This is a genomic window from Pseudarthrobacter linnaei (assembly GCF_055412825.1).
Genome location: NZ_JBVAYX010000040.1, coordinates 1 through 19,103 on the forward strand (window position 1 = coordinate 1; position 19,103 = coordinate 19,103).

Sequence of the window (19,103 nt, forward strand, 5' to 3'; positions counted from 1 at the left end):
AGGCTGAGCGGGCTGCCCGCCCCACTGCCGCCCGCCCGGCCCGCGCCGCCCAGGCTGAGCGGGCTGCCCGCCCCACTGCCGCCCGCCCGGCCCGCGCCGCCGGCGGTCACGTTTTCTTCCGTCATGGCCCTGCCTTCCCCCAAGTCTGCTCCCAACAGTAGCGGTGGTCCCACACCCTGCAAAGGGTGTTCCTGGCAGGGCTTCGGCCCGGGGCCGGGCGTAGGCTTTTGCCATGACGGCACAGCTTGAACTGGAATTCGATGTCATTGTGATCGGCGCCGGCGCCGTGGGCGAAAACGTGGCGGACCGGGTCGTGCAGGGCGGGCTGACCGCAGTGATTATTGAGGCCGAACTGGTGGGCGGCGAGTGTTCCTACTGGGCCTGCATGCCCTCCAAGGCGCTGCTGCGCCCCGGCACTGCCCTTCACAGCGCCCAGACCGTGCCCGGCGCCGAAGAGGCCGTCACCCGAACCCTGGACACAGCCGCTGTCCTCAAGCGCCGCGACTTCTTCACGTCCAACTGGCAGGACGACGGCCAGGTCAAGTGGCTCCAGGACACCGGGATCGAGTTGATCCGCGGCCACGGCTGGATGACGGACACCCGGAAGCTCGAAGTCGCGGGTCTGGACGGCAACAGCTACCTGCTCTCGGCACGGCACGCCGTTGTGGTGGCCACCGGGTCATCGCCCACGGTGCCGAACGTCGAAGGTTTGTCGGACGTGGACTACTGGACCACCCGGGAGGCGACGTCCGCGCGTGAGATCCCGCGCCGGCTGGCGGTGCTGGGCGGCGGTGTCGCCGGCAGCGAACTCGCCCAGGCCTTCGCCCGGCTGGGCGCCTCGGTGTCCCTGGTGGCCCGCGGCAGCCTGCTGGGCGCCTTCCCGGAGGAGGCTGCCGCGCTGGTCGCCGCCGGGCTGCGGGCGGACGGCGTCAGCCTCCACCTGCACACCGGAACCGACAGGGTCCGCGAGAACGGCGACGGCTCCCTCACCCTTGAGCTGGCGGGCGGCGGCACCGTGACGGCGGACAAGCTCCTGGTCACCACCGGTCGGCACCCGGCCCTCGAAGGGATCGGCCTGGAGAGCGTCGGGCTCGCCGCCGCGGACGGCAAGGAACTGCGGCTCAGCACCGACTCGACCGGCCTGGTGGCGGGCGGCACCGGGAACGACGTCGAGCCGTGGCTGTACGCCGCGGGCGACGCCGCGGGGAAGGTCATGCTGACCCATCAGGGCAAGTACGGTGCGCGGGCCACGGGCGATGCCATCGCCGCCCGGGCCAGGGGCAAGCTCGGCCGCGAGGCCGCGCCCTGGAGCCGGTACGCCCGGACCGCGGATGAGAATGCGGTGCCCAACGTGGTGTTCACCGATCCGGAACTGGCCAGTGTGGGACGGACCGTGCAGCAGGCGGAACGGGACGGCTTCAGCGTCTCCTCCGTGGAACTGCCCATCCAGGTGGCCGGATCCTCACTGCACGCCGAACGGTACCAGGGCTGGGCTCAGCTGGTGGTCGACGAGGACCGGAAGGTGCTGCTGGGCGCCACCTTCGCCGGCCCGGATGTGGCCGAACTGCTGCACGCCGCCACGATCGCGATCGTCGGCGAAGTTCCGCTGGACCGGCTGTGGCACGCCGTGCCGGCCTACCCCACGATCAGCGAGGTCTGGCTGCGGCTGCTCGAGGAATACGGCCTCTGAGCCGCCGAGTTGTCACCTCGCGCCGACGTTTCGCCCGGACATCGGCGCGAAGTCTGACCTCGGCGGAACGGTCCACCTGGCCGGGCACCGACTGTTCGATCACATTCCGTCCATCCTATTTGAACTGACCGGTCAGTTTAGTTAGCCTTGAAGTAGACATTCTTCTGCGAAAGGCTTCCCTTGCTCCGCGTGCAACAACTCTCCGTGAACGGCAGACGGGACGTGCTGCTGCCGGCCACGTCCCTTCAGGTCCGGCGCGGCGAACTCCTGCTGGTCTCCGGCAGCCGCCAGGACCAGCGCACCGCATTGGCCCTGGCCCTGAGCGGACGCCTCAAACCCTCCGGCGGCCACTTTGCCTGGGACGGCGCGGAGTGGGACGGCGGCGCCCGAATCGGGACCCTGCGGCAAGCGAGCGCTGTGGTGGACTCCCCCGGAGTGAACGAACCCGAGCAGCACCTCAGCGTCCGTGACCTCGTCACCGAGGACCTGGCCCTCGTTCCGCGCCGTTACCGGGCGTCACTGCTCAGCAAACCCTGGCTCAAGGTCAACCGCTTCGAGGACATCGCCGGGCTGTGGACCGAACAGCTGCCTCCCGCCCGGAGGATCGGACTGCTCACGGCCCTCGCCCTGGCCAACCCGCACACCGATCTGCTCGTGGTGGACTCTCCGGACCGCCACGGAGATCCGGAGGGTTGGCTGCCGCGGCTGGAGGAGCTCGCCTACGACGCCGGGCGCCCGCTCGCCGTCGTCGCCACCGTCATGCGCATCCCGGGCCGCTGGGCCGGGCTGGCCGCCGCGATCGGCAATGCGTGTCCTGCCGCCGACCGGGACCCTTCCCTGGACGTTCCTGCTGCATCCGGCACACTGGACATGGAGGACGCACAGTGACTGTGCTGCGGCTGGCCCGCTCCGAACTCAAGCGCATGACCGGCGGTCTACTGCCCAAACTCACCATCCTCGCGCTGGCCATGGTTCCCCTGCTCTATGGCGCCGTCTACCTCTACGCCAACTGGGATCCCTACGGAAACCTGGACCAGATCGATGCGGCCCTGGTCGTGGAGGACACCGGTGCCATCTCCGCTGACGGCACCCGGCTCGAGGCCGGCCGGAAGGTCGCCGAGAGCCTGGCGGAGGGGCACGTCTTCAACTGGCAGACCGTCTCCGGCACGGAGGAGGCGGACCTAGGGGTGAGCACCGGCAAGTATGCCTTCGCCCTGAAGATTCCCAAAGATTTCTCGGCGAATCTGGTCTCCCCCGGCAGCTTCGACGCCGCCAACCAGGCGATGCTCAACGTCACCACCAACGATGCAAACAACTATCTGCTGAGCACCATCGTGGACAAGCTGACCACCGCCGTGCACACCACGGTGGCCACCGAGGTCGGGGAGGAAACCGCCAACCAGCTCCTCACCGGCTTCGGGACCATCCACTCCCAGATGCTCAAAGCCTCCGACGGCGCCGGCAAACTCGCCGACGGCGTCGCCAGCCTGCACGACGGCATGGTCACCTTCCACCAGGGCACGGGCGGACTCAGGAGCGGCACGGCGGAGCTCTACGCCGGCCAGCTCAAGCTCCGGGACGGAGCCAACACCCTCGGCACGGGGGCAGCCCAGCTCAGCGGCGGACTGTCCCAGCTCAGGGACAAGACCGCCACGCTGCCTGCCGATTCACGGGCACTCGCGGACGGCGCCGCGCAGGTGGCGGCCGGCAACGCCGCGCTCGGCACCAAAGTGCAGGGTCTGGCCGGCCAGCTGGCCGCCTCCGAACGGGCAGCCGCGCAGGCAACCGCCCAGGCAGAACGCAGCCGGGTGGTCGCGTCCAACAGCCGGCTCGTCGCTGCGGGGGTTCTCACCCCGGCCCAGGCGGAGGCCATCCTCGCGGACTTCGACGCCCACGCGGCCCCGCCGGCGTCCGCAGGACCCGCGGGGCCTGCGGCGACGCTCACTGCCGCGGCTGCGCAGATCCAGCAGCTGGCGGACGGGTCCGCTGCGGTCAGTGCGGGGGCGCAGAAGCTGGCGGCGGCCACCCCCGCCCTCGGCGGCGCCATCACCCAGGCCTCCACCGGGGCGGACCAGCTGGCCAGCGGCGCCGCTACCCTCGCCGCCGGGCAGCAGGGCGCCCTGGACGGTGCGGCGAAGCTCTCCGAGGGCGCGGAAAAGCTCGACGCCGGCGCGGCGAAGCTGGAAAGCGGGGCGGCCACGGCCTCCGGCGGCGCCGGGACCCTCGCGGCCGAACTCGTCAGGGGCGCCGGCCAGGTCCCCAACCCCACCGACACCCAGAAGGACAGCCTTGCCAAGGTGGTGGCCGATCCGGTCGCCGTCAGCAACGTCTCGCAGGCCAAGGCCGGCTCCTACGGCGCGGGCCTCGCACCGTTCTTCCTCACCCTGGCCCTGTGGATCGGTGTCTTTATGCTGATCCAGGCGATGCGGCCGGTCACCCAGCGGGCACTGGCGTCGAACGCGCCGGCGTGGAAGATCGCCGTCGGCGGCTGGCTGCCGTTCCTGGCTGTCTCGGCGGTCCAGGCGAGCCTGCTGACCCTGGTGGTCGATGTGGGCCTGGGCCTCAGCCCCGCCCACCCCTGGCTGATGTGGTTCCTGATGCTGGCTGCCGCGATGGCGTTCAGCGCGATCATCCAGGGCGTCGTGGCGTTGCTCGGCTCCCCGGGCAAGCTCGTGGTGCTCATCCTGCTGGTGCTGCAGCTGGTCTCCTCGGGGGGCACCTTCCCCTGGCAGACCACGCCCCAGCCGCTCCACGTGGTGCACCAGGTCCTGCCCATGGGGTACGTCGTCAACGGCATGCGGCACCTGATCTACGGCGCTGACCTGGCCGTCATCCTGCCCACGATGCTGGGGCTGCTTGGCTACACTTTGCTGGGGACAGCCCTGTCCACCCTGGCCGTCCGGAAGCACAAGTACTGGACCCTGAAGACCCTGAAACCGGAGATCACCGTATGAGCACCCGCACGGACAGCAGCACGGCGCCTTCCGGCGGCCCGGCGACTCCCGCGGAAAGCCCGGCGACTCCCGCGGTTCCGGCGCAAAGCGGGGCGACCGCGAAGAAGCTCCGGCCGGCCCGCACCAACGCGACCAGGCAGAAGCTGTTCGAGGCCTCGATGGACCTGATTGGCGAGCGCGGAGTGGCAGGGGTGACTGTCGATGAGATCGCGGCGGCGGCCGGGGTCTCCAAGGGCACCGTCTACTACAACTTCGGCAGCAAGTCGGACCTGATCGCCCAGCTGCTGCGCCACGGGGTGGACATCCTGCTGGCACGGCTGCTGAGCGTCAGGGACGATTCGGCCGACCCGCTGGCGGCGATGGACGAGATGATCGGGCAGGCCATGGACTTCATGGACGAATACCCGTCCTTTGCCCGGCTGTGGGTCAGCGAGAACTGGCGGACCCCCAGCGAGTGGCAGGATACCTTCACGGAGCTCCGGGAACGGCTGCTCACCGTGGTTCGCGCGGCGATCGATGCGGTGGCCGCCGTTTACCCGGTGGATCCGGCGGTGCCCCGGGGCAGCCTGGAGACCGCCATCTTCGGCGCCTGCTTCGTGGTGGGCCTGGACCGGCAGACCTACAACCCGGAGCGGACCCGCGAGCAAAGTGTCACCGCGATCATGGCGTCCATGCGCGGCTACGTCAGGAAGTAGCCCCTCTCGGAGATGATTAACCACATGGGCCACACGGGTAACAACACCAGGATTGCCATCGGCGCGTTTGTCGCCGCCATGGGGCTGTTGGCGCTGGCCGGCATCACCCTGCACGAAACCGTGTTCCTGTGGTTCCTGGCGGCCTGCGCGACAGCCTACGTCGCCTGCGTCTCCGAGGTGATTATCCGCCGCCGGCACCGGACCCTGGCAGCGAGCGGAGTCGGGAGCATCCTGTTTATTGCCTTCAGCATCGCGTTCCTGCGGCAGTGGGGACTGGCCTTCACCACCGATCCGGACGCGATGTCGACCCCGGTGGATTCCAAGTATCCGGACCTGTACTTCTACCTCGCCGCTGCGGCCGGCGCCGCCACCCTGCTGCTGCTGGTGGCCGGAACCGTCCTGCCGGGCAGGGGCAGGCGTCCGCGCGCCGCCGGACATGCCCCACGGCGACGACCGGCGTCGGGCGCAAGGGGCCCGGCATCCCGGCCAGCAGCCGCCCGGCGCGCACCGACCCGGACCGCACCGTCCCGGACCGCCACCCCGCGTCCGGCGTCCAGGTCCGCGGCCGGAACGAAGACGGGAACGAGTGCGCGAACGAGGGCGGGAACGGGGGCTCAACCGGCCAAGGCTCAATCGGCCCGGGTTCCAGCCCCGCGGGCGGCATCCTCCGGCCTCAACCGGCCGGCGTCCTCCGCCGGAGGGACCGCTGCGGCCAAGTCCGCCACCACGTCCCCCGCACGGGCGTCGGCGCGGACTTCGCCCCGCCGCTGAGCGCGCGGACGCGACTCCCGCCGTCGAAACTTCCAGGGGCGCAGCACGGCTGTCGCCACGCCGGCGAGCAGCAGGAGCCCGCCGGTCACCTCGGCGGGGGTCGGCACCTCGCCCAGGACGAGCCACGCCGTCGTCATCCCGACCACCGGAACCAGGAGGGTGAACGGCACTACCGCGGAGGACGGGTACAGCCCCAGCAGCCTGTTCCAGATGCCGTAGCCCACCAGGGAACCGAAGATGGCCGTGTAGAGGGCGCTCGCCAGGGTGATGGGCTGGACTTCCAGCAGCGCCAGCGACACCGCCCCCGGCCCGTCCACCAGCAGGGACAGGCCGAGCAGGGGCAGCGGCACCACGGCCCCTGACCACACCACGAGGCCCAGCCCGGACGCCGCCTTCGCCTTGCGGGCCACGATGTTGCCCGCGGCCCAGGACAGCGCCGCGGCGAGCACGATCATCAGCGGCAGCACCGGGGCGACCAGGCTGCGGCCGACGGCCACCACGGCGAGTCCGGCCACACCCAGCACCACGCCGGCAACCTGGCGCCGGCTCGGCCGCTCGCCGAGTAAGCCGGCGGCCAGGAGCACCGTCAGCAGCACCTGCGCCTGCAGGACCAGCGAGGCCAGGCCCGCAGGCATGCCCAGGGCCATGGCCAGGTACAGGAGGCCGAACTGTCCGGCGCTCATGAACAGCCCGACGCCGATGATCGCCTTCCAGCTCACCCCGGGCTTGCGGATGAAGAAAATGCAGGGAAAGACCACCAGGGTGAACCTCATGGCCACGAACAGCAGCGGCGGCATCTCCGCTCCGTCCGGGTGCAGGCCAAGATCGATCGCGACGAAGTTGACGCCCCACAGGACGGCGACGAGCAGGGCCAGGGCGGAATGACGAGGGTTCACCCTGCCACTATGCCGGTTCCGGCCGGCGCCCGCGGCCGGAACCGGCCTGTGTGCCGGAGATTAAGTGGCGTGTGAATCGTCAGAGGTTCCGGGGGTTGTCACCGCGGGGCTCGTCAGTGCGGGCCGGTCCTTGGGGCGCAGGCGCCGGGGGGACCTGGCTGCCGCCCGGAGTGGTGTCCTGCCCGGCGGAAGGGGTCCGGGTGCTGCGGTCCCGGCGCGACTCTTCGGTGCCGGCGGCTTCCCCGGGCGCCTGGTTCCGGCCCTGGGCATCGCGCTCGGTGGTGACGACGTCAGGGTCCAGCTCGTCAGCCTTCCGCAGCTGTTCCTGCGCGCCGGCGCGGACCTTTTCGGCCTCTTGCTGCCGTGCGCTGGCTTCTTCCCGCAGTCGCTCGGCCTCGACTTCTGCCTGCTTGGCGTCGGCTTCGGCCCGGGACGCCTGCGCTTCGCGCTCCCTGGCGCCGATCTGTTCGGTCTTGGCCTGTTCACGCATTTCAACCGCCTTGTTGCGGTTCGCCTCCACCTTGCGCTTACGGCTGAGCATGGTTACGACCACGACGATCGCGATCACCACAACGACGCCGATGATGAGCCCTATGAGCTGTCCTGAATCCACGATGATTCCGCCTTTTCTCCCGATCGCCATAAGTCCACGAGTAAACAGCATCAGTAAACCGCAGAATCGCCTGTATGACTATGCATCCGGGAATCGGGCAGGGGCGCAGGGCGCAGTGCGCCGGGGCGCTATTTCGCCCGGGGAACCTTGAAGTGCGTGAGCCTCGCGTCCTGGCCATCGAGTTCGGCCCAGGACTTCTCGGTTTCCATGATGGTCAGCGCGCTCGTGGGGTACCGCGTGGCGGCGTCCATGTAGGCGTCGTGGTTGGAGTCCCGGGACGCTAAGTGCATGGCAAGGTCCTGCACACCGGGCATGTGCGAGATCACCATGAGGGTGGTCACGGTATCCGGGACGTGGTTGATGACGGTCAGCATCCGCTTCGCCGAGGCCGCATAGAGCCCGTCCTCGAGTTTCGGCGTCGGAGCCTTGGCGCCGAGTTCGCTGCACACCCAGGTGCACGTCTGCCGGGTGCGCAGGGCGCTGGAGCAGAGGATGAAATCGGGGACCACGGCATGCTTCAGCAGCCATTTTCCGGCCTGCGGGGCATCGCGGTGGCCGCGTTCTTCGAGCGGACGGTCGTGGTCCGCGACGCCGCCGGGCCAGTCCGACTTGGCATGGCGCATGATCACCAGCCGTTTGATGTGATGGGCGCTCATGGATCAATCCTAATGCGGCGGCTGATCCCCGAGTACGCCTCCCACGGGCAGCCGCTCGGTCGTCAAGGGCAAAGGTCACTTCCAGCACAACGTGCCAGGCCACGACGGCGCCGCCGCTGATTGCATCCTTCTGTTCCTTCACCTACGCTCCGGTGGCATGCGCAGGGTCTTGTTCGCCCGGTCGATGCCCTCCCTGGTGGCAGCATCGAACGAGGTCTTGGTGGGCGCGCGGGCAGAACCTAGATGGAGTATTCCGGAGCGGCCCAGACGACAACTTCCGGGTGCTCATAGAAGCGGTAGCCCTGGCCGCGGACGGTGCGCACGGTGTTGGCGAGACGGCCGAGCTTGGAGCGCAGGCGGCGGATGTGAACGTCGATGGTCCGCTCGTTGGGCACCTCTTCGGCATTGCGCCACAGGCCCTCAAGCAGCTCGTCACGGCCCACGGTGCGGGTGCCGTTCTCGACGAGGTAGTTGAGGAGTTCGAACTCCTTGAACGTGAGGTTCAGGGATTCGCCGTCGAGCGCCACCTCGCGGCGGGCAAGGTCGATCAGCACGCCGGAAGGACGCGGGTCCTGCGGCTGCTGCAGGCGGGCGGCGTCGGACCGCTGGCGGGCGCCGACAGTGGGGTCACCGAAGGTGGAACGGACGACGTCGAGCGCGGAGCCCGGGGCGCCGGCCGGGGCGACGGCGACGGCAGCGTAGCTTTCGGCGCCGGAGACCAGCGACTGGGCGTAGGCCCGGATTTCCTGGGCCAGTTTGGCAATGGACGTCCCGGCGGCCGCGGCGGTTTCCTCGTCGATCCCCATGTAAAGGACGAAACCGCGGGCGACGTTGTCGTTCGGGACGGGACGGACGGGGCTGCCGTCGCCCGGAGCAATCACAGGGGCCGGGGCCGGTGCCGGCGGAACAGCGCGGAGCTGTCCGTAGGAGTTGGGGTTGTAGCCCTGCGGGTCATAGCCCGGGGCGGGGAAGCTGTTGCCGGATCCAACGGGGGCGAAGGATGCCCGGCCGCCGAAGCCCTGGCGGATACCGGAGGCCTGGCCGGCCTTACTGGCGTTACGGACGGAGATGTGGACGTATCCGGATGCAACTGACATGGATTGCTTACCTCAATGTGAATGGCCGTCATCGCGGCTCGAATGCTGTTTTTCCCGCAATGAAAACTGGGGAGGGCGCCCGACGCTGGGCTGGGGGCGAATGCCTAGAAACCTTTGGGATGTAAAAGTTAGGCGTGCATTCGACAACAGTGCTTCTCGGTATCAGCGGGTGCACTGATCCAAAAAACTGCGGCTGCAGGTGCTGTTGAGTTCTTGTTCACAATTGAAGTGTGCAACGTAACAATGAAAACTTGCAAGTAACAATGAACGCCAAAGTCCACGATATGAGACAAAACGCGCAAATGTAGTGCAGATCACAATTCATCGGCATCAATAAATATTCGAGCGTCCTGGTCAATGGACGCCGTATCTGCCCGCGTCGCCGAACTTAATTCGAGCGACCCCGCCGATTGGCCGGAATCATTCACTGTAAGCCGAGCCGGGCAGACTCTTCGCCTACTTAGCATTGGAAGTCCAGCGTTCCACAGAGTGGTCACCCTCGGGCAAGGAAAATTCGGGGCCCGCCGGCAGTCCCCGGAATATCCAGCTCGCTAGGCTGGGATTCACAGACGCCACACAGGATCCCCAAAGCCGCACCTAACCGGCAGATCGGAGAGTTGTCCCATGGCCACTTCGCACTCCATGACCAACAATCTCCCCCAGCTCACCCATCCGGACGGCTCCCCCATCCGCGCCCTGGTCGTGGACGATGAACCCAGTCTCTCCGAACTCATGAGCATGGGTCTGCGGATGGCGGGATGGTCCGTTGCTGTCGCAGCCGACGGCCCCGAAGCAGTGAAGCTCGCCAAGGATTTCCGGCCCGACGTACTGGTGCTCGATGTGATGCTGCCCGGATTCGACGGCGTTGAACTGCTGGGCAGGATCCGCGCCTTCGCGCCGGAGGTGCCTGCCTTGTTCCTGACAGCAAAGGACGCTGTCCAGGACCGCATCACCGGGCTGGCAGCGGGCGGGGACGACTACGTAACCAAGCCGTTCAGCATGGAAGAAGTGCTGCTGCGGCTGCACCGGCTGGTCCAGCGTTCCGGAGTGGCTGCGATGGATACCGCCGAACTCGTCGTCGGGGACCTCGTCCTGAACGTCGACACGAGGGAGGTCCGGCGCGCGGGCGAAGAACTGCACCTCACGGCCACCCAGTTCGAGCTGCTGCGCTATCTCATGGAGAACCCGAAACGGGTCGTCAGCAAGGCCCAGATCCTGGACCGGGTCTGGGATTACGACTTCGGCGGGCAGGCCAACATCGTGGAACTCTATATCTCCTACCTTCGCAAGAAGGTCGACGCCAGCCACCCACCCATGATCCACACCGTGCGCGGCGCCGGCTACGTCCTGAAACCGGCGGACTGATCCGTGCCTGAAGGCACAGCCGAGGTCCGCCCCTCCAGGCCCAACTGGCGCAACCCGTCCACCTGGCACCTCCGCACCCGGCTTGTCCTCGTCACGATGGCCCTGCTCGTTGCGATCTGCGGGGCCGTCGGTATCGTCAGCTATGCCTCAATGGACTTCTTCCTGACCAAACAGCTCGACACCCAGCTGGAGCAGGCCGCGGTCCGCGCCCGCGAGTTTGGCCGTTCCGGCCGCTTCGACCCCCTCGAGGCGCGGGGACAGGCCATCGGCACCCTGACCGCGAGAATCGAAAACGATTCAGTCCGCAGCGCCGGTTTCCTCGCCGGGGATGCCACCCGGGAATCCCTCACCGCCGAAGACGACGAGGCGCTCCTGGGGCTCACCCCGTGGGGCGAGCCGGTCGACCGGACCTTGTCCGCCGGAGCCTACCGGCTCGTTGCCGCCGTGACCCCGGGCGGCGCAGTGATCGTGACCGGCCTTCCGCTCGCTGAGAAGCAGAACACGCTGGCCACCATGGTCTGGACCATGGTGGTCGTCTCCACGGGCGGGCTCCTGGTCATCGGGCTGGCCGGGACGGCACTGATCCGCCGGACCATGAAACCGCTCGATCAGCTCTCCGGGGTGGCGACACAGGTCTCCCGGCTGCCGCTCGACGCCGGAGAAGTGGGACTTGCCGTGCGCGTGCCGGCGTCCGCAGCGCATCCGGGCACCGAAGTGGGAAGTGTTGGCCATGCCCTGAACATGATGCTGGACAACGTCTCCAATGCACTGGAAGCGCGGCAGAAGAGCGAGATGAAGGTCCGCCAGTTCGTCGCGGATGCCTCGCATGAGCTGCGCACGCCCCTGACCGCCATCCGCGGCTACACCGAATTGATGCGGATGACCGAACACTTCACCCCTGACGGCCAGCAGTCCCTGGCCCGGGTGCAGAGCCAGTCCGAACGCATGACCACCCTGGTGGAGGACCTGCTCCTGCTCGCCCGGCTGGATGAAGGCCAGCCGCTCCGGCTCAGCGAAGTGGACCTCACCCAACTGGCCATCGAAACAGTCAGCGACGAGAAGGTCATGGCCCCGGACCGGGTCTGGCACCTGGAGCTCCCGGAAGAGCCTGTGGTGGTCCGCGGTGACGCGACCCAACTGCGTCAGGTGCTGGCCAACCTGCTCTCCAACGCGCGGAAACACGCGGGCCCCGGCACGACGGTGGTGACCGGCGTGAAGCGGTCCGCGGACGGACACGCCGTGGTGACCGTGACGGACAACGGACCCGGGATAGCCCCCGAGTTCGTGGACCGGGTCTTTGCACGTTTCACCCGCGCGGACGCTTCGCGCACGAATCCGGTAGCCCTCACGACGCCGGCACCCGACGGGGGATTCTTTCCGCGGCGTCCGCTGCACCCGCCGCGGACGCCACGGGCATCCGCCGGCGTGGCCACCACCGCCCCGGCCACGAGCGCTTCCGCCGAGGGAACCAGCGGGCTGGGGCTGTCGATCGTGCAGTCGATTGTCCAGGCCCATGGCGGGACCGTCAGTGTGGCCTCCATGCCCGGCCGGACCGAGTTCACCGTTCGGCTGCCGGAGACTCCACCCGCCGCCTGAAGAACCGTCGTCGCTGGTCAGGGCGCAAGCCGACCCGCCGCCGCCGCGCAGCCTGTTACCAAAATGTGACTTAGCCGTCCACTTCCTGTACGGTTTTTAGGTACGGCCATCACTTGGGCCGCATATCCGGATGTACGCCAAGCTCTGCCGCCTCCCGGATTCCGCTGGACAGGCAGAGGCGGGGGACCCAGAGTTCCCGGGCATTTGTGCATATTGCGCCCTTGGGGTGAAGCCGACACGTGAGATTCCGTGCGGCCGGGTGACCTCACCCGAACCCGACAGCTAACTCCGCAGGCGTCGAGAGGCATTCATGACTGAACCCAAGGCACAATCGCGCCCTGACGGAACCGCAGACTCCACCAGCTCCAAGCGGTCGCGCCGCCGCGCCGCCGGACCGGCGAAGCCGGCGCCAGCACTGGCCCGGTTTGCCCGCCACGCCGGCTCGACCGGACGCCGGGTGGCCGTTGCCGTTGCCGCCTGCGCGGTGCTCGTGGGGGCTGGCGCGGCCGGCCAGGCGTCCGAGACGGCGGCCCGCCATGCCGATGCGGGCAGTTCCACGCAGGCAGCCGCCACGGCGGATCCGCTGACGCACCTTGACTTTGAACGTGTCCGGGTTGAGAACCAGGCCGTCACCCGTACCGTTGACGCCGCGGCCCAGCCGGCCGCGATGGCGCCGGCCGAAGCGCCGGCCCCGGCCGCTGCCGCGCCCCCGACCCCGGCCCCTCCGGCCCCTCCCGCTCGGCCCGCTCCCACTCCCGAGCCCGCCCCCGCACCGGCACCGGCGCCGGCCCCCGTTGCCATCAATGATCCCGCCGGCGCCCAGGCGTACGCGGCCAGCCGGCTGGGCTCCTACGGCTGGGCCCCGAGCCAGATGCCCTGCCTGATGAAGCTCTGGACCAAGGAATCGGACTGGGAAACGACCGCAACGAATCCGACGAGCGGCGCCTACGGCGTGGTCCAGTCGCTGCCGGCCGAGAAGATGGCCAGCGCGGGCGCCGACTACCGGACCAACTACCGGACCCAGATCAACTGGGGCCTGGAGTACGTCAAGGATCGTTACGGCTCACCGTGTGGCGCCCTGAACTTCCACTACGCCAACAACTGGTACTAAAACACCCGGCACAGCCAGACCAGCCTGCCTAGCCGGTGGGATGGTTGGGGATGTACTGCACCGCCCATTTGTTGCCGTCGGGATCGGCGAAGTAGACAAAATGCCCCCAGTCCTGCACGTCGACGTCGCTGACTTCCACGCCGTGGTCCCTGAGTTGCCGGTGGGCGGACTGGATGTCGCTGACCACGAGTTGAAGGCTGGGGGCGGTGCCCGGCGGGGCGTCCTTGAGGCCCTCGCCGATGGCGATCGAGCAGCCGGAGCCCGGTGGGGTCAGCTGGACGAATCGGATGCCGTCCGTGGGCCGCTCGTCGAAGTCGGCCTGGAAGCCCACCTTGTTGACGTAGAAATCCTTAGCGCGGTCCACATCGGACACGGGAACAAAAACAAGTTCAAGTTTCCAGTCCATGGGGCTCAGGCTAGTATCGGGCAGGGCAATCCGGTAGGCCGGGCCCCTTTGCGGGAGCCCGCCTGGGGACGCGCCCGCGAGGGCGGGTCCGACCCCGGGCGGCTGGCTTAGCCGGCCACGCCGTAGAGGCGGTCGCCCGCGTCGCCCAGGCCCGGCACGATGTAGGACTTCTCGTTGAGCTTCTCATCGATCGAGGCGAGCACAATCGTCACGTTGGCGTCCGCGAGCTCTTCTTCCAGCTTCGCGAGGCCTTCAGGGGCGGCGAGCAGGCAGATGCAGGTGACATCGGAGGCGCCGCGCTTGAAGAGGAACTTGATGGCTTCGCGCAATGTGCCGCCGGTAGCGAGCATGGGGTCCAGGACGAAGATCTGGCGGTCCGTGAGGTCCTCGGGGAGGCGCTCTGCGTAGGTGATGATGTCCAGGGTCTCTTCGTCGCGGGCCATGCCCAGGAATCCGACCTCGGCTGTGGGGACCAGCTTGGTCATGCCCTCGAGCATGCCGAGTCCGGCACGGAGGATGGGGACCACCAGCGGGGTGGGCTTGGTGAAAGCGGTGCCGATGGTGGTGCTGACCGGCGTCTCGATAGTTACTGGCTCGGTGCGGACCTCGCGGGTGGCCTCGTATGCCAGGAGCGTGACGAGTTCCTCGGTCAGCTGGCGGAAGACCGGGGACGGGGTGTCCTTGTCCCGCAGAACGGTGAGTTTATGGGCGACCAGCGGGTGGTCCACAACAAGAGTGCGCATGGGTCAAAACTACCACCCGGCGGCTGGTGGCCCGCCCGCGGGACCGCGGGCGCCGACGTCGTCCTTGTCCTCCGGAAATCAGCCGCCGTCAGCGCCCTCGCGCAGGTGGGCCGGGTTGTCAAAAGTCGGCGCTGGCCCGGCATGCTCCCGGTGCCGGATCATGTGGAAGAGCCGGTGTGCCAGTATCACGATGCCGACCCAGGCGAGACCCAGCACCCACCCGATGATCACATCGGTCATCCAGTGATGGCCCAGATAGACCCTGCTCATGCCCATCGCGAGGATGAAGGCCCCGCCGGCCGCTATCAGGCTTGCCCGGGCTACGGTGCCGTGGATCTGCAAACATGCGAGGTAGACCACGAGCCCGATCACCACCGTGGTGTTGAGCGTATGGCCGCTCGGAAACGACGGCGAGGATTCGTAGGGCGGGACGGCGTCGGAGTGGTCCGGGCGGGCCCGGCCGATGAGTTGCTTGCCGAGGGACGTCGCGGTTATGGAGACTGCTGCCGCACCTCCGATCAAAATCAGCGGCCGCCAGGTCCGGCTGGTCCAGATGAGCCAGGCGGTGAGGATACTGGCAAGGATGGGCATCCCGATCCCGCCGCCGATATTGGTGAATCCCGTGACGAAGGCGTCGAGACCCGGGCTGCGGAACTGTTCCATCATCCCCAAGGTGGGCTTGTCCAGGTTAGCCAGGCCTGCGTCGTCCACGACGTCGTCGTAGACCCCCGCGCTCAACAGCGCCAGGACCAGGACCACCGCGCCGCCAACGAGCATCGTGGCCCACAGCGCCGCGTAGGGCACCACCCACTTGCCCCACCGGCGCGTCCACCAGCCCTCTGTTCCGGTGTCCACGGTTTCTCCCGAATGTTGTTGCCGGGCAGCCTGCCTGCACAGCTTGCTTACCATCGAAACTATCATTGAGCAATGACTTCCCCCCAGCCCCGCCATGCCGAATGGATGGGCCTTGCCCTGACCGAGGCGCGTGCCGCGCTGGCCACGGCGGACGTGCCGATCGGCGCCGTCGTCATCGGACCCGACGGCACGGTGCTCGGCAGCGGGCGCAACGAGCGGGAGGCACTCGGAGACCCGACAGCGCACGCGGAGATGGTGGCCATCCGCGAGGCTGCGGCCCGCCTGAAGGAACTCAGCGCCCGGGACGGGAGCGCCGGCGACGGCTGGCGGCTGGCCGACTGCACCCTGGTGGTCACACTGGAGCCCTGCGCCATGTGCGCCGGGGCGGTGGTGCTGGCAAGGATCCCACGGGTGGTGTTCGGCGCCTGGGACGAGAAGGCCGGGGCAGCCGGATCCGTGTTCGACATCCTCCGGGAGCGCCGGCTCAACCACTGGGTGGAAGTGTACGGCGGCATCAGGGAGCAGGAATGCGCGGCGTTGCTGCAGGACTTTTTTGCCGGGCACCGCGGCGCCTGAGCCCCTCGCTGCCGCCGCTCCGCCTCGGGCTTGGGGGCTTTCGGCGCTAGCTGGCGGCGGCGGAGCCTGTTGCGGCTGCCGCCAGGTTGTCGATCCGCTTTTGCCGGGTGGCCGGTGAGTCGAGGCTGAAGGCCCGGAAGTCACCAAGGTCCCCGCGGATCCAGTCCTCGACTTCGGCGATCCGCCGGGTCACCGCCGGTGTGGGGCCATGGAACACCCAGGGCACGATCCGCTCCGTGCCGGGATCGTACTGCCACAGCCCGATGATGCGGCCCCGGTCGAAGATGGGATGGTCCGGGAGGTCCGCCTGCAGCGCCAGCGAACCCAGCGTATTCGTGTGCCGGTCCTCGTCAGCCAGCAGTTCCGCGGCATTGCGCCGCAGCAGCGCGAGGGAGTCCGTTCCGGCGAGCAGCTGGATCTGCTCGCCGCCCGGTTCCTGGAAGGTGGCGAGTTGTTCGACGTCGTCGGGCAGCATCCACAGCGTCTCCCCTGCTGGGGTGGGAACCTCCATCGCGCCGACGGCGGCCAGTGCCGCCTTGCTCTGGGCCACAGTGAAAGCCGTGAACCACTGCGACTGTTTGAAGGTGGCCCCTCCGGTCCAGCCCAGGTAGCGGCGGACCAGTTCGGTGCGGGCCTGATCGTCATCGAGCGGGCTGGGCGGCAGGTTCCACATTTCGTAGGCGTAGCGCTGCTGGTCGAGCCGGCCGTTGGCCGGGACCCGTCGGATCCGCCCCAGGGACTGCAGGATGCCCAGGGCCGTGGGCAGCGTGGTGGTGGCGCCCTTCTTCTTGCCTTCCTCGCCGAGGTTCCGCACGGATTCGCCGAGTTCCTCTTTGAGCTGCCGCGGGTCCATCGGGACGGCGGCCTCGGCGAGCGTGTGCAGCACCTGCTCCTCCAGGAGGGTGATCTCGCCGCGGTCCACGCCGAGCCTGCCGACCACTTTGAAGGTCGCCTCGGCGGCGTCAATCCCGAGCCGCAGCGCCCAGGCGAAGTCGTCCCTGCCCAGAACGTAGGTGCAGCCGCGCGCCGTCGGGAGTTCGAGGATCCGGCGTGCCAGGACGTCGGCGTCCACCTGTTCGCGGCGGATCCCGGCGCGGGCGTAAAGCGCCAGGTAGGGGTTGGCTCCGCCGACGGAGCGCGCCCAGCCCGCACGGGCGAACACCTGCTCCGAGGTGCAGCCGGCCAGCGAGCCGTCCAGGCCCTGTTTGTGCCAGGCCCAGGCGCGGAGCCGCTCCCGGGTGAGGTTCCGGGCCAGCGGCGCGTTCGCCGTCAGGGGCTGCGTGGTCAGTGGCTGCGGCGTCATGGGGTCATTGTCCACCCGCTGGCCCGGCAGGGGAATCTTCCGCGGCCGGCTTTTCCTGCCGAGCAGCCGACGTCGAAGCCCACGGCTTCGCCGCGGGGTGCTGCGGGTCGGGGTGCTGCGGGTCCGGGTGATCCGGGCCGGAGCGCCCCGGATCCAGGGCTGCCAGCACGGTCCTGGCCGTGGCGTCCCAGCCGGGCAGCCGGTGCCGGGCGGCAACCGCCGAGGCCCGCCAGCGGGTGCGGAGGCCGGGGTCGGACAGCCAGCGCCGCAGCGCCTCCGTGAGGGGAGCAGGGTCCGCCCCGAGGGCGACGGCGGTTCCCGGCAGGGTGGCCGCACCGTCCAACACCGTGGGCGTTAGTCCCGGGGTGCCGGCCGCGAGCGCCTCGACGGCGCCGGTGCCCGCCCGAACCACCACCGGCACACCCCGCGCAACCGACTCCGTCACCACAAGCCCGAAGGTCTCGGCCTGCGAGATGAGCAGGCTGAGGTCGGCCGCGGCCCACTCCGCCTCCAGCGCCCCGCCCCGCAGCTCCCCCGGGATCCGGATGCGGTCCTGCAGCCCCAGCCGGTTCACCGCGTCCCGGAGCCGCGCGGCATAGACCGGATCCGCGGTGTCGGACCCGACTAGGGAAGCGGTCCACGGCAGGTCCGTCAGGGCTGACAGGGCGACGAGGAGCAGGGACTGGTCCTTGTTCGGCAGCAGTGCCGCCACGGCCAGGAGGTGCGGCGGCTCCGATCCGGAGGCCAGGGCGGCGGCGTCGCTGCCGGGCAGGGCGGTGCGGACACCGTCCAGCCCGTGCCTGGCCCGGATCCCGGCCGCCGCCGAAGTGCTGGTGCAGATCACCCCGGCCGCGGCCCGCAGCGCCCGGCGTTCCAGCCCGGCTTCGCCGCGCCCGGTGTCGTCCAGCGGCATGTGGAGCAGGATCCAGACGGGCCGTCCGGCGGCCGCTGCCGCTGCCAGTTCCTCCGGCGCTCCGCAGGCGAGGAGCCCGTCGACGAGCGTGACCCGGCGTTTGGCGGCGGCGGCGGCTGCGGCGCTGGCGTCATCGGCGCCGTCCACGTCGTCGACCTCGTGGTCGCTGGCGGCGCCGCTATCGCCCCCGCACAGGAGGGCGGCCAACCGCCGCCGGTCCTCCGGGCTGCCCACCGGCCAGCCACCGTCGAGCGGGCAGATGTCCACGTCCACGCCCAGCGCGGCAAGCTCCCGGGCGAGGGCGGCGTTATAGACGTTGCCGCCCGAGTTGTGGCGGACGTTGCCGGGCACCACCAGGCGGACCCGTAGGCCGTCCGGCTGCGCGGAGTTCCTGGCTTGCACCGTGTTCCTGGCTTGCACCGTGTTCCTGGCTGGCGCGGAGTTCCTGGCTGGCACCGAGCTCCTAGCGGGCCTCGAAGTCGAGCGAGTAGCTGGCCCACGCGTCGGGGGTTTCCCGCAGCGTGACGTCGAGTCCGGCCAGCGCGCGACCGTCCGCGCCGGTGCGGATCTTCGCCGCCACGGCGTCGGCCACGTACTGGGCCAGGGCCTCGGTGGTGCTGAGTTTGCCGGTGAAGTCCGGGTGCTCATCCAAGTTCTTGAAGTTCAGGCCTCCGAGGATCGCATCCAGCACCTCGCCGGCGTCACCGATGTCCAGGACAATCGCGTCGTCGTTCAGGGTCCGACGGCGGAAGGTCACTTCCGTGACGAAGGTGGCGCCGTGCATGCCCTGGGCCGGGCCGAAGACCGGGCGCGGGAGGCTGTGGGCGATCATGAAGTTGCGGCGGACGGTCAGGCTGAACACG

The 19,103-nt window shown here is 69.1% G+C and carries 18 protein-coding genes and 1 riboswitch; of the genes, 8 read left to right on the forward strand and 10 right to left on the reverse strand.

The window, feature by feature from the left end:
- Window positions 1-232: 232 nt before the first annotated feature.
- From ACZYZ3_RS19230 to ACZYZ3_RS19245, 4 genes are all read left to right on the forward strand, one after another.
- On the forward strand, window positions 233-1,690 hold the full coding sequence (locus ACZYZ3_RS19230) for a dihydrolipoyl dehydrogenase family protein (protein WP_463965388.1): 1,458 nt from the start codon (window positions 233-235) through the stop codon (window positions 1,688-1,690).
- Between the two features lie 180 nt (window positions 1,691-1,870).
- Window positions 1,871-2,578 carry an ABC transporter ATP-binding protein gene (locus ACZYZ3_RS19235; RefSeq protein WP_463965389.1) on the forward strand — a complete coding sequence of 236 codons (708 nt, stop codon included), beginning with the start codon at window positions 1,871-1,873 and terminating at the stop codon, window positions 2,576-2,578.
- Window positions 2,575-4,644, forward strand: a complete 2,070-nt coding sequence (locus ACZYZ3_RS19240) for a YhgE/Pip family protein (RefSeq protein WP_463965390.1) — start codon at window positions 2,575-2,577, stop codon at window positions 4,642-4,644. The genes ACZYZ3_RS19235 and ACZYZ3_RS19240 overlap by 4 nt, the downstream gene beginning before the upstream one ends.
- Complete coding sequence (locus tag ACZYZ3_RS19245) at window positions 4,641-5,339, forward strand: TetR/AcrR family transcriptional regulator (protein WP_463965391.1); 699 nt, start codon at window positions 4,641-4,643, stop codon at window positions 5,337-5,339. The genes ACZYZ3_RS19240 and ACZYZ3_RS19245 overlap by 4 nt, the downstream gene beginning before the upstream one ends.
- Before the next feature lie 629 nt (window positions 5,340-5,968).
- Here the strand turns inward: ACZYZ3_RS19245 and ACZYZ3_RS19250 are convergent.
- The 4 genes from ACZYZ3_RS19250 to ACZYZ3_RS19265 all read right to left on the reverse strand — a co-directional run bounded on the left by ACZYZ3_RS19250 (window position 5,969) and on the right by ACZYZ3_RS19265 (window position 9,372).
- On the reverse strand, window positions 5,969-7,006 hold the full coding sequence (locus ACZYZ3_RS19250; protein WP_463965392.1) for an EamA family transporter: 1,038 nt from the start codon (window positions 7,004-7,006) through the stop codon (window positions 5,969-5,971).
- A gap of 79 nt (window positions 7,007-7,085) precedes the next feature.
- Window positions 7,086-7,619 (reverse strand): hypothetical protein, encoded by a 534-nt coding sequence (locus ACZYZ3_RS19255; RefSeq protein ID WP_463965393.1) that lies wholly within the window; start codon window positions 7,617-7,619, stop codon window positions 7,086-7,088.
- A 128-nt stretch (window positions 7,620-7,747) separates the two neighbouring features.
- Window positions 7,748-8,275 (reverse strand): SixA phosphatase family protein, encoded by a 528-nt coding sequence (locus tag ACZYZ3_RS19260; protein WP_463965394.1) that lies wholly within the window; start codon window positions 8,273-8,275, stop codon window positions 7,748-7,750.
- Window positions 8,276-8,514: 239 nt separating this feature from the next.
- Complete coding sequence (locus ACZYZ3_RS19265; protein WP_463965395.1) at window positions 8,515-9,372, reverse strand: winged helix-turn-helix domain-containing protein; 858 nt, start codon at window positions 9,370-9,372, stop codon at window positions 8,515-8,517.
- Window positions 9,373-9,996: 624 nt separating this feature from the next.
- Between ACZYZ3_RS19265 and ACZYZ3_RS19270 the strand changes: the two genes are divergently transcribed.
- The 3 genes from ACZYZ3_RS19270 (at window position 9,997) to ACZYZ3_RS19280 (ending at window position 13,444) form a co-directional block, all read left to right on the forward strand.
- Window positions 9,997-10,737, forward strand: coding sequence for a response regulator transcription factor (locus ACZYZ3_RS19270; protein ID WP_463965396.1), 741 nt, complete (start codon window positions 9,997-9,999; stop codon window positions 10,735-10,737).
- A 3-nt stretch (window positions 10,738-10,740) separates the two neighbouring features.
- On the forward strand, window positions 10,741-12,333 hold the full coding sequence (locus tag ACZYZ3_RS19275) for a sensor histidine kinase (protein WP_463965397.1): 1,593 nt from the start codon (window positions 10,741-10,743) through the stop codon (window positions 12,331-12,333).
- A gap of 152 nt (window positions 12,334-12,485) precedes the next feature.
- Window positions 12,486-12,642: riboswitch (cyclic di-AMP (ydaO/yuaA leader) on the forward strand.
- 1 nt (window position 12,643) lies between these two features.
- Window positions 12,644-13,444, forward strand: coding sequence for an aggregation-promoting factor C-terminal-like domain-containing protein (locus ACZYZ3_RS19280; protein WP_463965398.1), 801 nt, complete (start codon window positions 12,644-12,646; stop codon window positions 13,442-13,444).
- 28 nt (window positions 13,445-13,472) lie between these two features.
- Here ACZYZ3_RS19280 and ACZYZ3_RS19285 read toward each other — a convergent pair whose 3' ends face one another.
- The 3 genes from ACZYZ3_RS19285 to ACZYZ3_RS19295 form a co-directional block, all read right to left on the reverse strand.
- Window positions 13,473-13,850, reverse strand: a complete 378-nt coding sequence (locus tag ACZYZ3_RS19285; RefSeq protein ID WP_463965399.1) for a VOC family protein — start codon at window positions 13,848-13,850, stop codon at window positions 13,473-13,475.
- A gap of 107 nt (window positions 13,851-13,957) precedes the next feature.
- On the reverse strand, window positions 13,958-14,593 hold the full coding sequence (upp, locus tag ACZYZ3_RS19290) for a uracil phosphoribosyltransferase (RefSeq protein ID WP_463965400.1): 636 nt from the start codon (window positions 14,591-14,593) through the stop codon (window positions 13,958-13,960).
- A 78-nt stretch (window positions 14,594-14,671) separates the two neighbouring features.
- On the reverse strand, window positions 14,672-15,448 hold the full coding sequence (locus ACZYZ3_RS19295; RefSeq protein ID WP_463965401.1) for a phosphatase PAP2 family protein: 777 nt from the start codon (window positions 15,446-15,448) through the stop codon (window positions 14,672-14,674).
- A gap of 72 nt (window positions 15,449-15,520) precedes the next feature.
- Here ACZYZ3_RS19295 and ACZYZ3_RS19300 point away from each other — a divergent pair, with 72 nt between their 5' ends.
- A complete protein-coding gene (locus ACZYZ3_RS19300) occupies window positions 15,521-16,024 on the forward strand; it encodes a nucleoside deaminase (protein ID WP_463965402.1) in 504 nt (167 codons plus the stop codon).
- A 46-nt stretch (window positions 16,025-16,070) separates the two neighbouring features.
- On the opposite strand, the gene ACZYZ3_RS19305 is transcribed toward ACZYZ3_RS19300, so the two are convergent.
- The 3 genes from ACZYZ3_RS19305 to ACZYZ3_RS19315 all read right to left on the reverse strand — a co-directional run bounded on the left by ACZYZ3_RS19305 (window position 16,071) and on the right by ACZYZ3_RS19315 (window position 19,102).
- Window positions 16,071-17,327, reverse strand: coding sequence for a DNA glycosylase AlkZ-like family protein (locus tag ACZYZ3_RS19305; RefSeq protein ID WP_463965403.1), 1,257 nt, complete (start codon window positions 17,325-17,327; stop codon window positions 16,071-16,073).
- A gap of 4 nt (window positions 17,328-17,331) precedes the next feature.
- A complete protein-coding gene (locus tag ACZYZ3_RS19310; RefSeq protein WP_463965404.1) occupies window positions 17,332-18,642 on the reverse strand; it encodes a glycosyltransferase in 1,311 nt (436 codons plus the stop codon).
- A 61-nt stretch (window positions 18,643-18,703) separates the two neighbouring features.
- Window positions 18,704-19,102, reverse strand: coding sequence for a 6-pyruvoyl trahydropterin synthase family protein (locus tag ACZYZ3_RS19315; protein ID WP_463965405.1), 399 nt, complete (start codon window positions 19,100-19,102; stop codon window positions 18,704-18,706).
- Window position 19,103 lies beyond the last annotated feature (1 nt).

Coding starts and splice junctions, on each gene's coding strand:
- ACZYZ3_RS19230 (WP_463965388.1), top strand. CDS start 233: ATGACGGCACAGCTTGAACTGGAATTCGATGTCATTGTGATCGGCGCC.
- ACZYZ3_RS19245 (WP_463965391.1), top strand. CDS start 4,641: ATGAGCACCCGCACGGACAGCAGCACGGCGCCTTCCGGCGGCCCGGCG.
- ACZYZ3_RS19260 (WP_463965394.1), bottom strand. CDS start 8,275: ATGAGCGCCCATCACATCAAACGGCTGGTGATCATGCGCCATGCCAAG.
- ACZYZ3_RS19265 (WP_463965395.1), bottom strand. CDS start 9,372: ATGTCAGTTGCATCCGGATACGTCCACATCTCCGTCCGTAACGCCAGT.
- ACZYZ3_RS19270 (WP_463965396.1), top strand. CDS start 9,997: ATGGCCACTTCGCACTCCATGACCAACAATCTCCCCCAGCTCACCCAT.
- ACZYZ3_RS19280 (WP_463965398.1), top strand. CDS start 12,644: ATGACTGAACCCAAGGCACAATCGCGCCCTGACGGAACCGCAGACTCC.
- ACZYZ3_RS19285 (WP_463965399.1), bottom strand. CDS start 13,850: ATGGACTGGAAACTTGAACTTGTTTTTGTTCCCGTGTCCGATGTGGAC.
- upp (WP_463965400.1), bottom strand. CDS start 14,593: ATGCGCACTCTTGTTGTGGACCACCCGCTGGTCGCCCATAAACTCACC.
- ACZYZ3_RS19300 (WP_463965402.1), top strand. CDS start 15,521: ATGACTTCCCCCCAGCCCCGCCATGCCGAATGGATGGGCCTTGCCCTG.
- ACZYZ3_RS19305 (WP_463965403.1), bottom strand. CDS start 17,327: ATGACGCCGCAGCCACTGACCACGCAGCCCCTGACGGCGAACGCGCCG.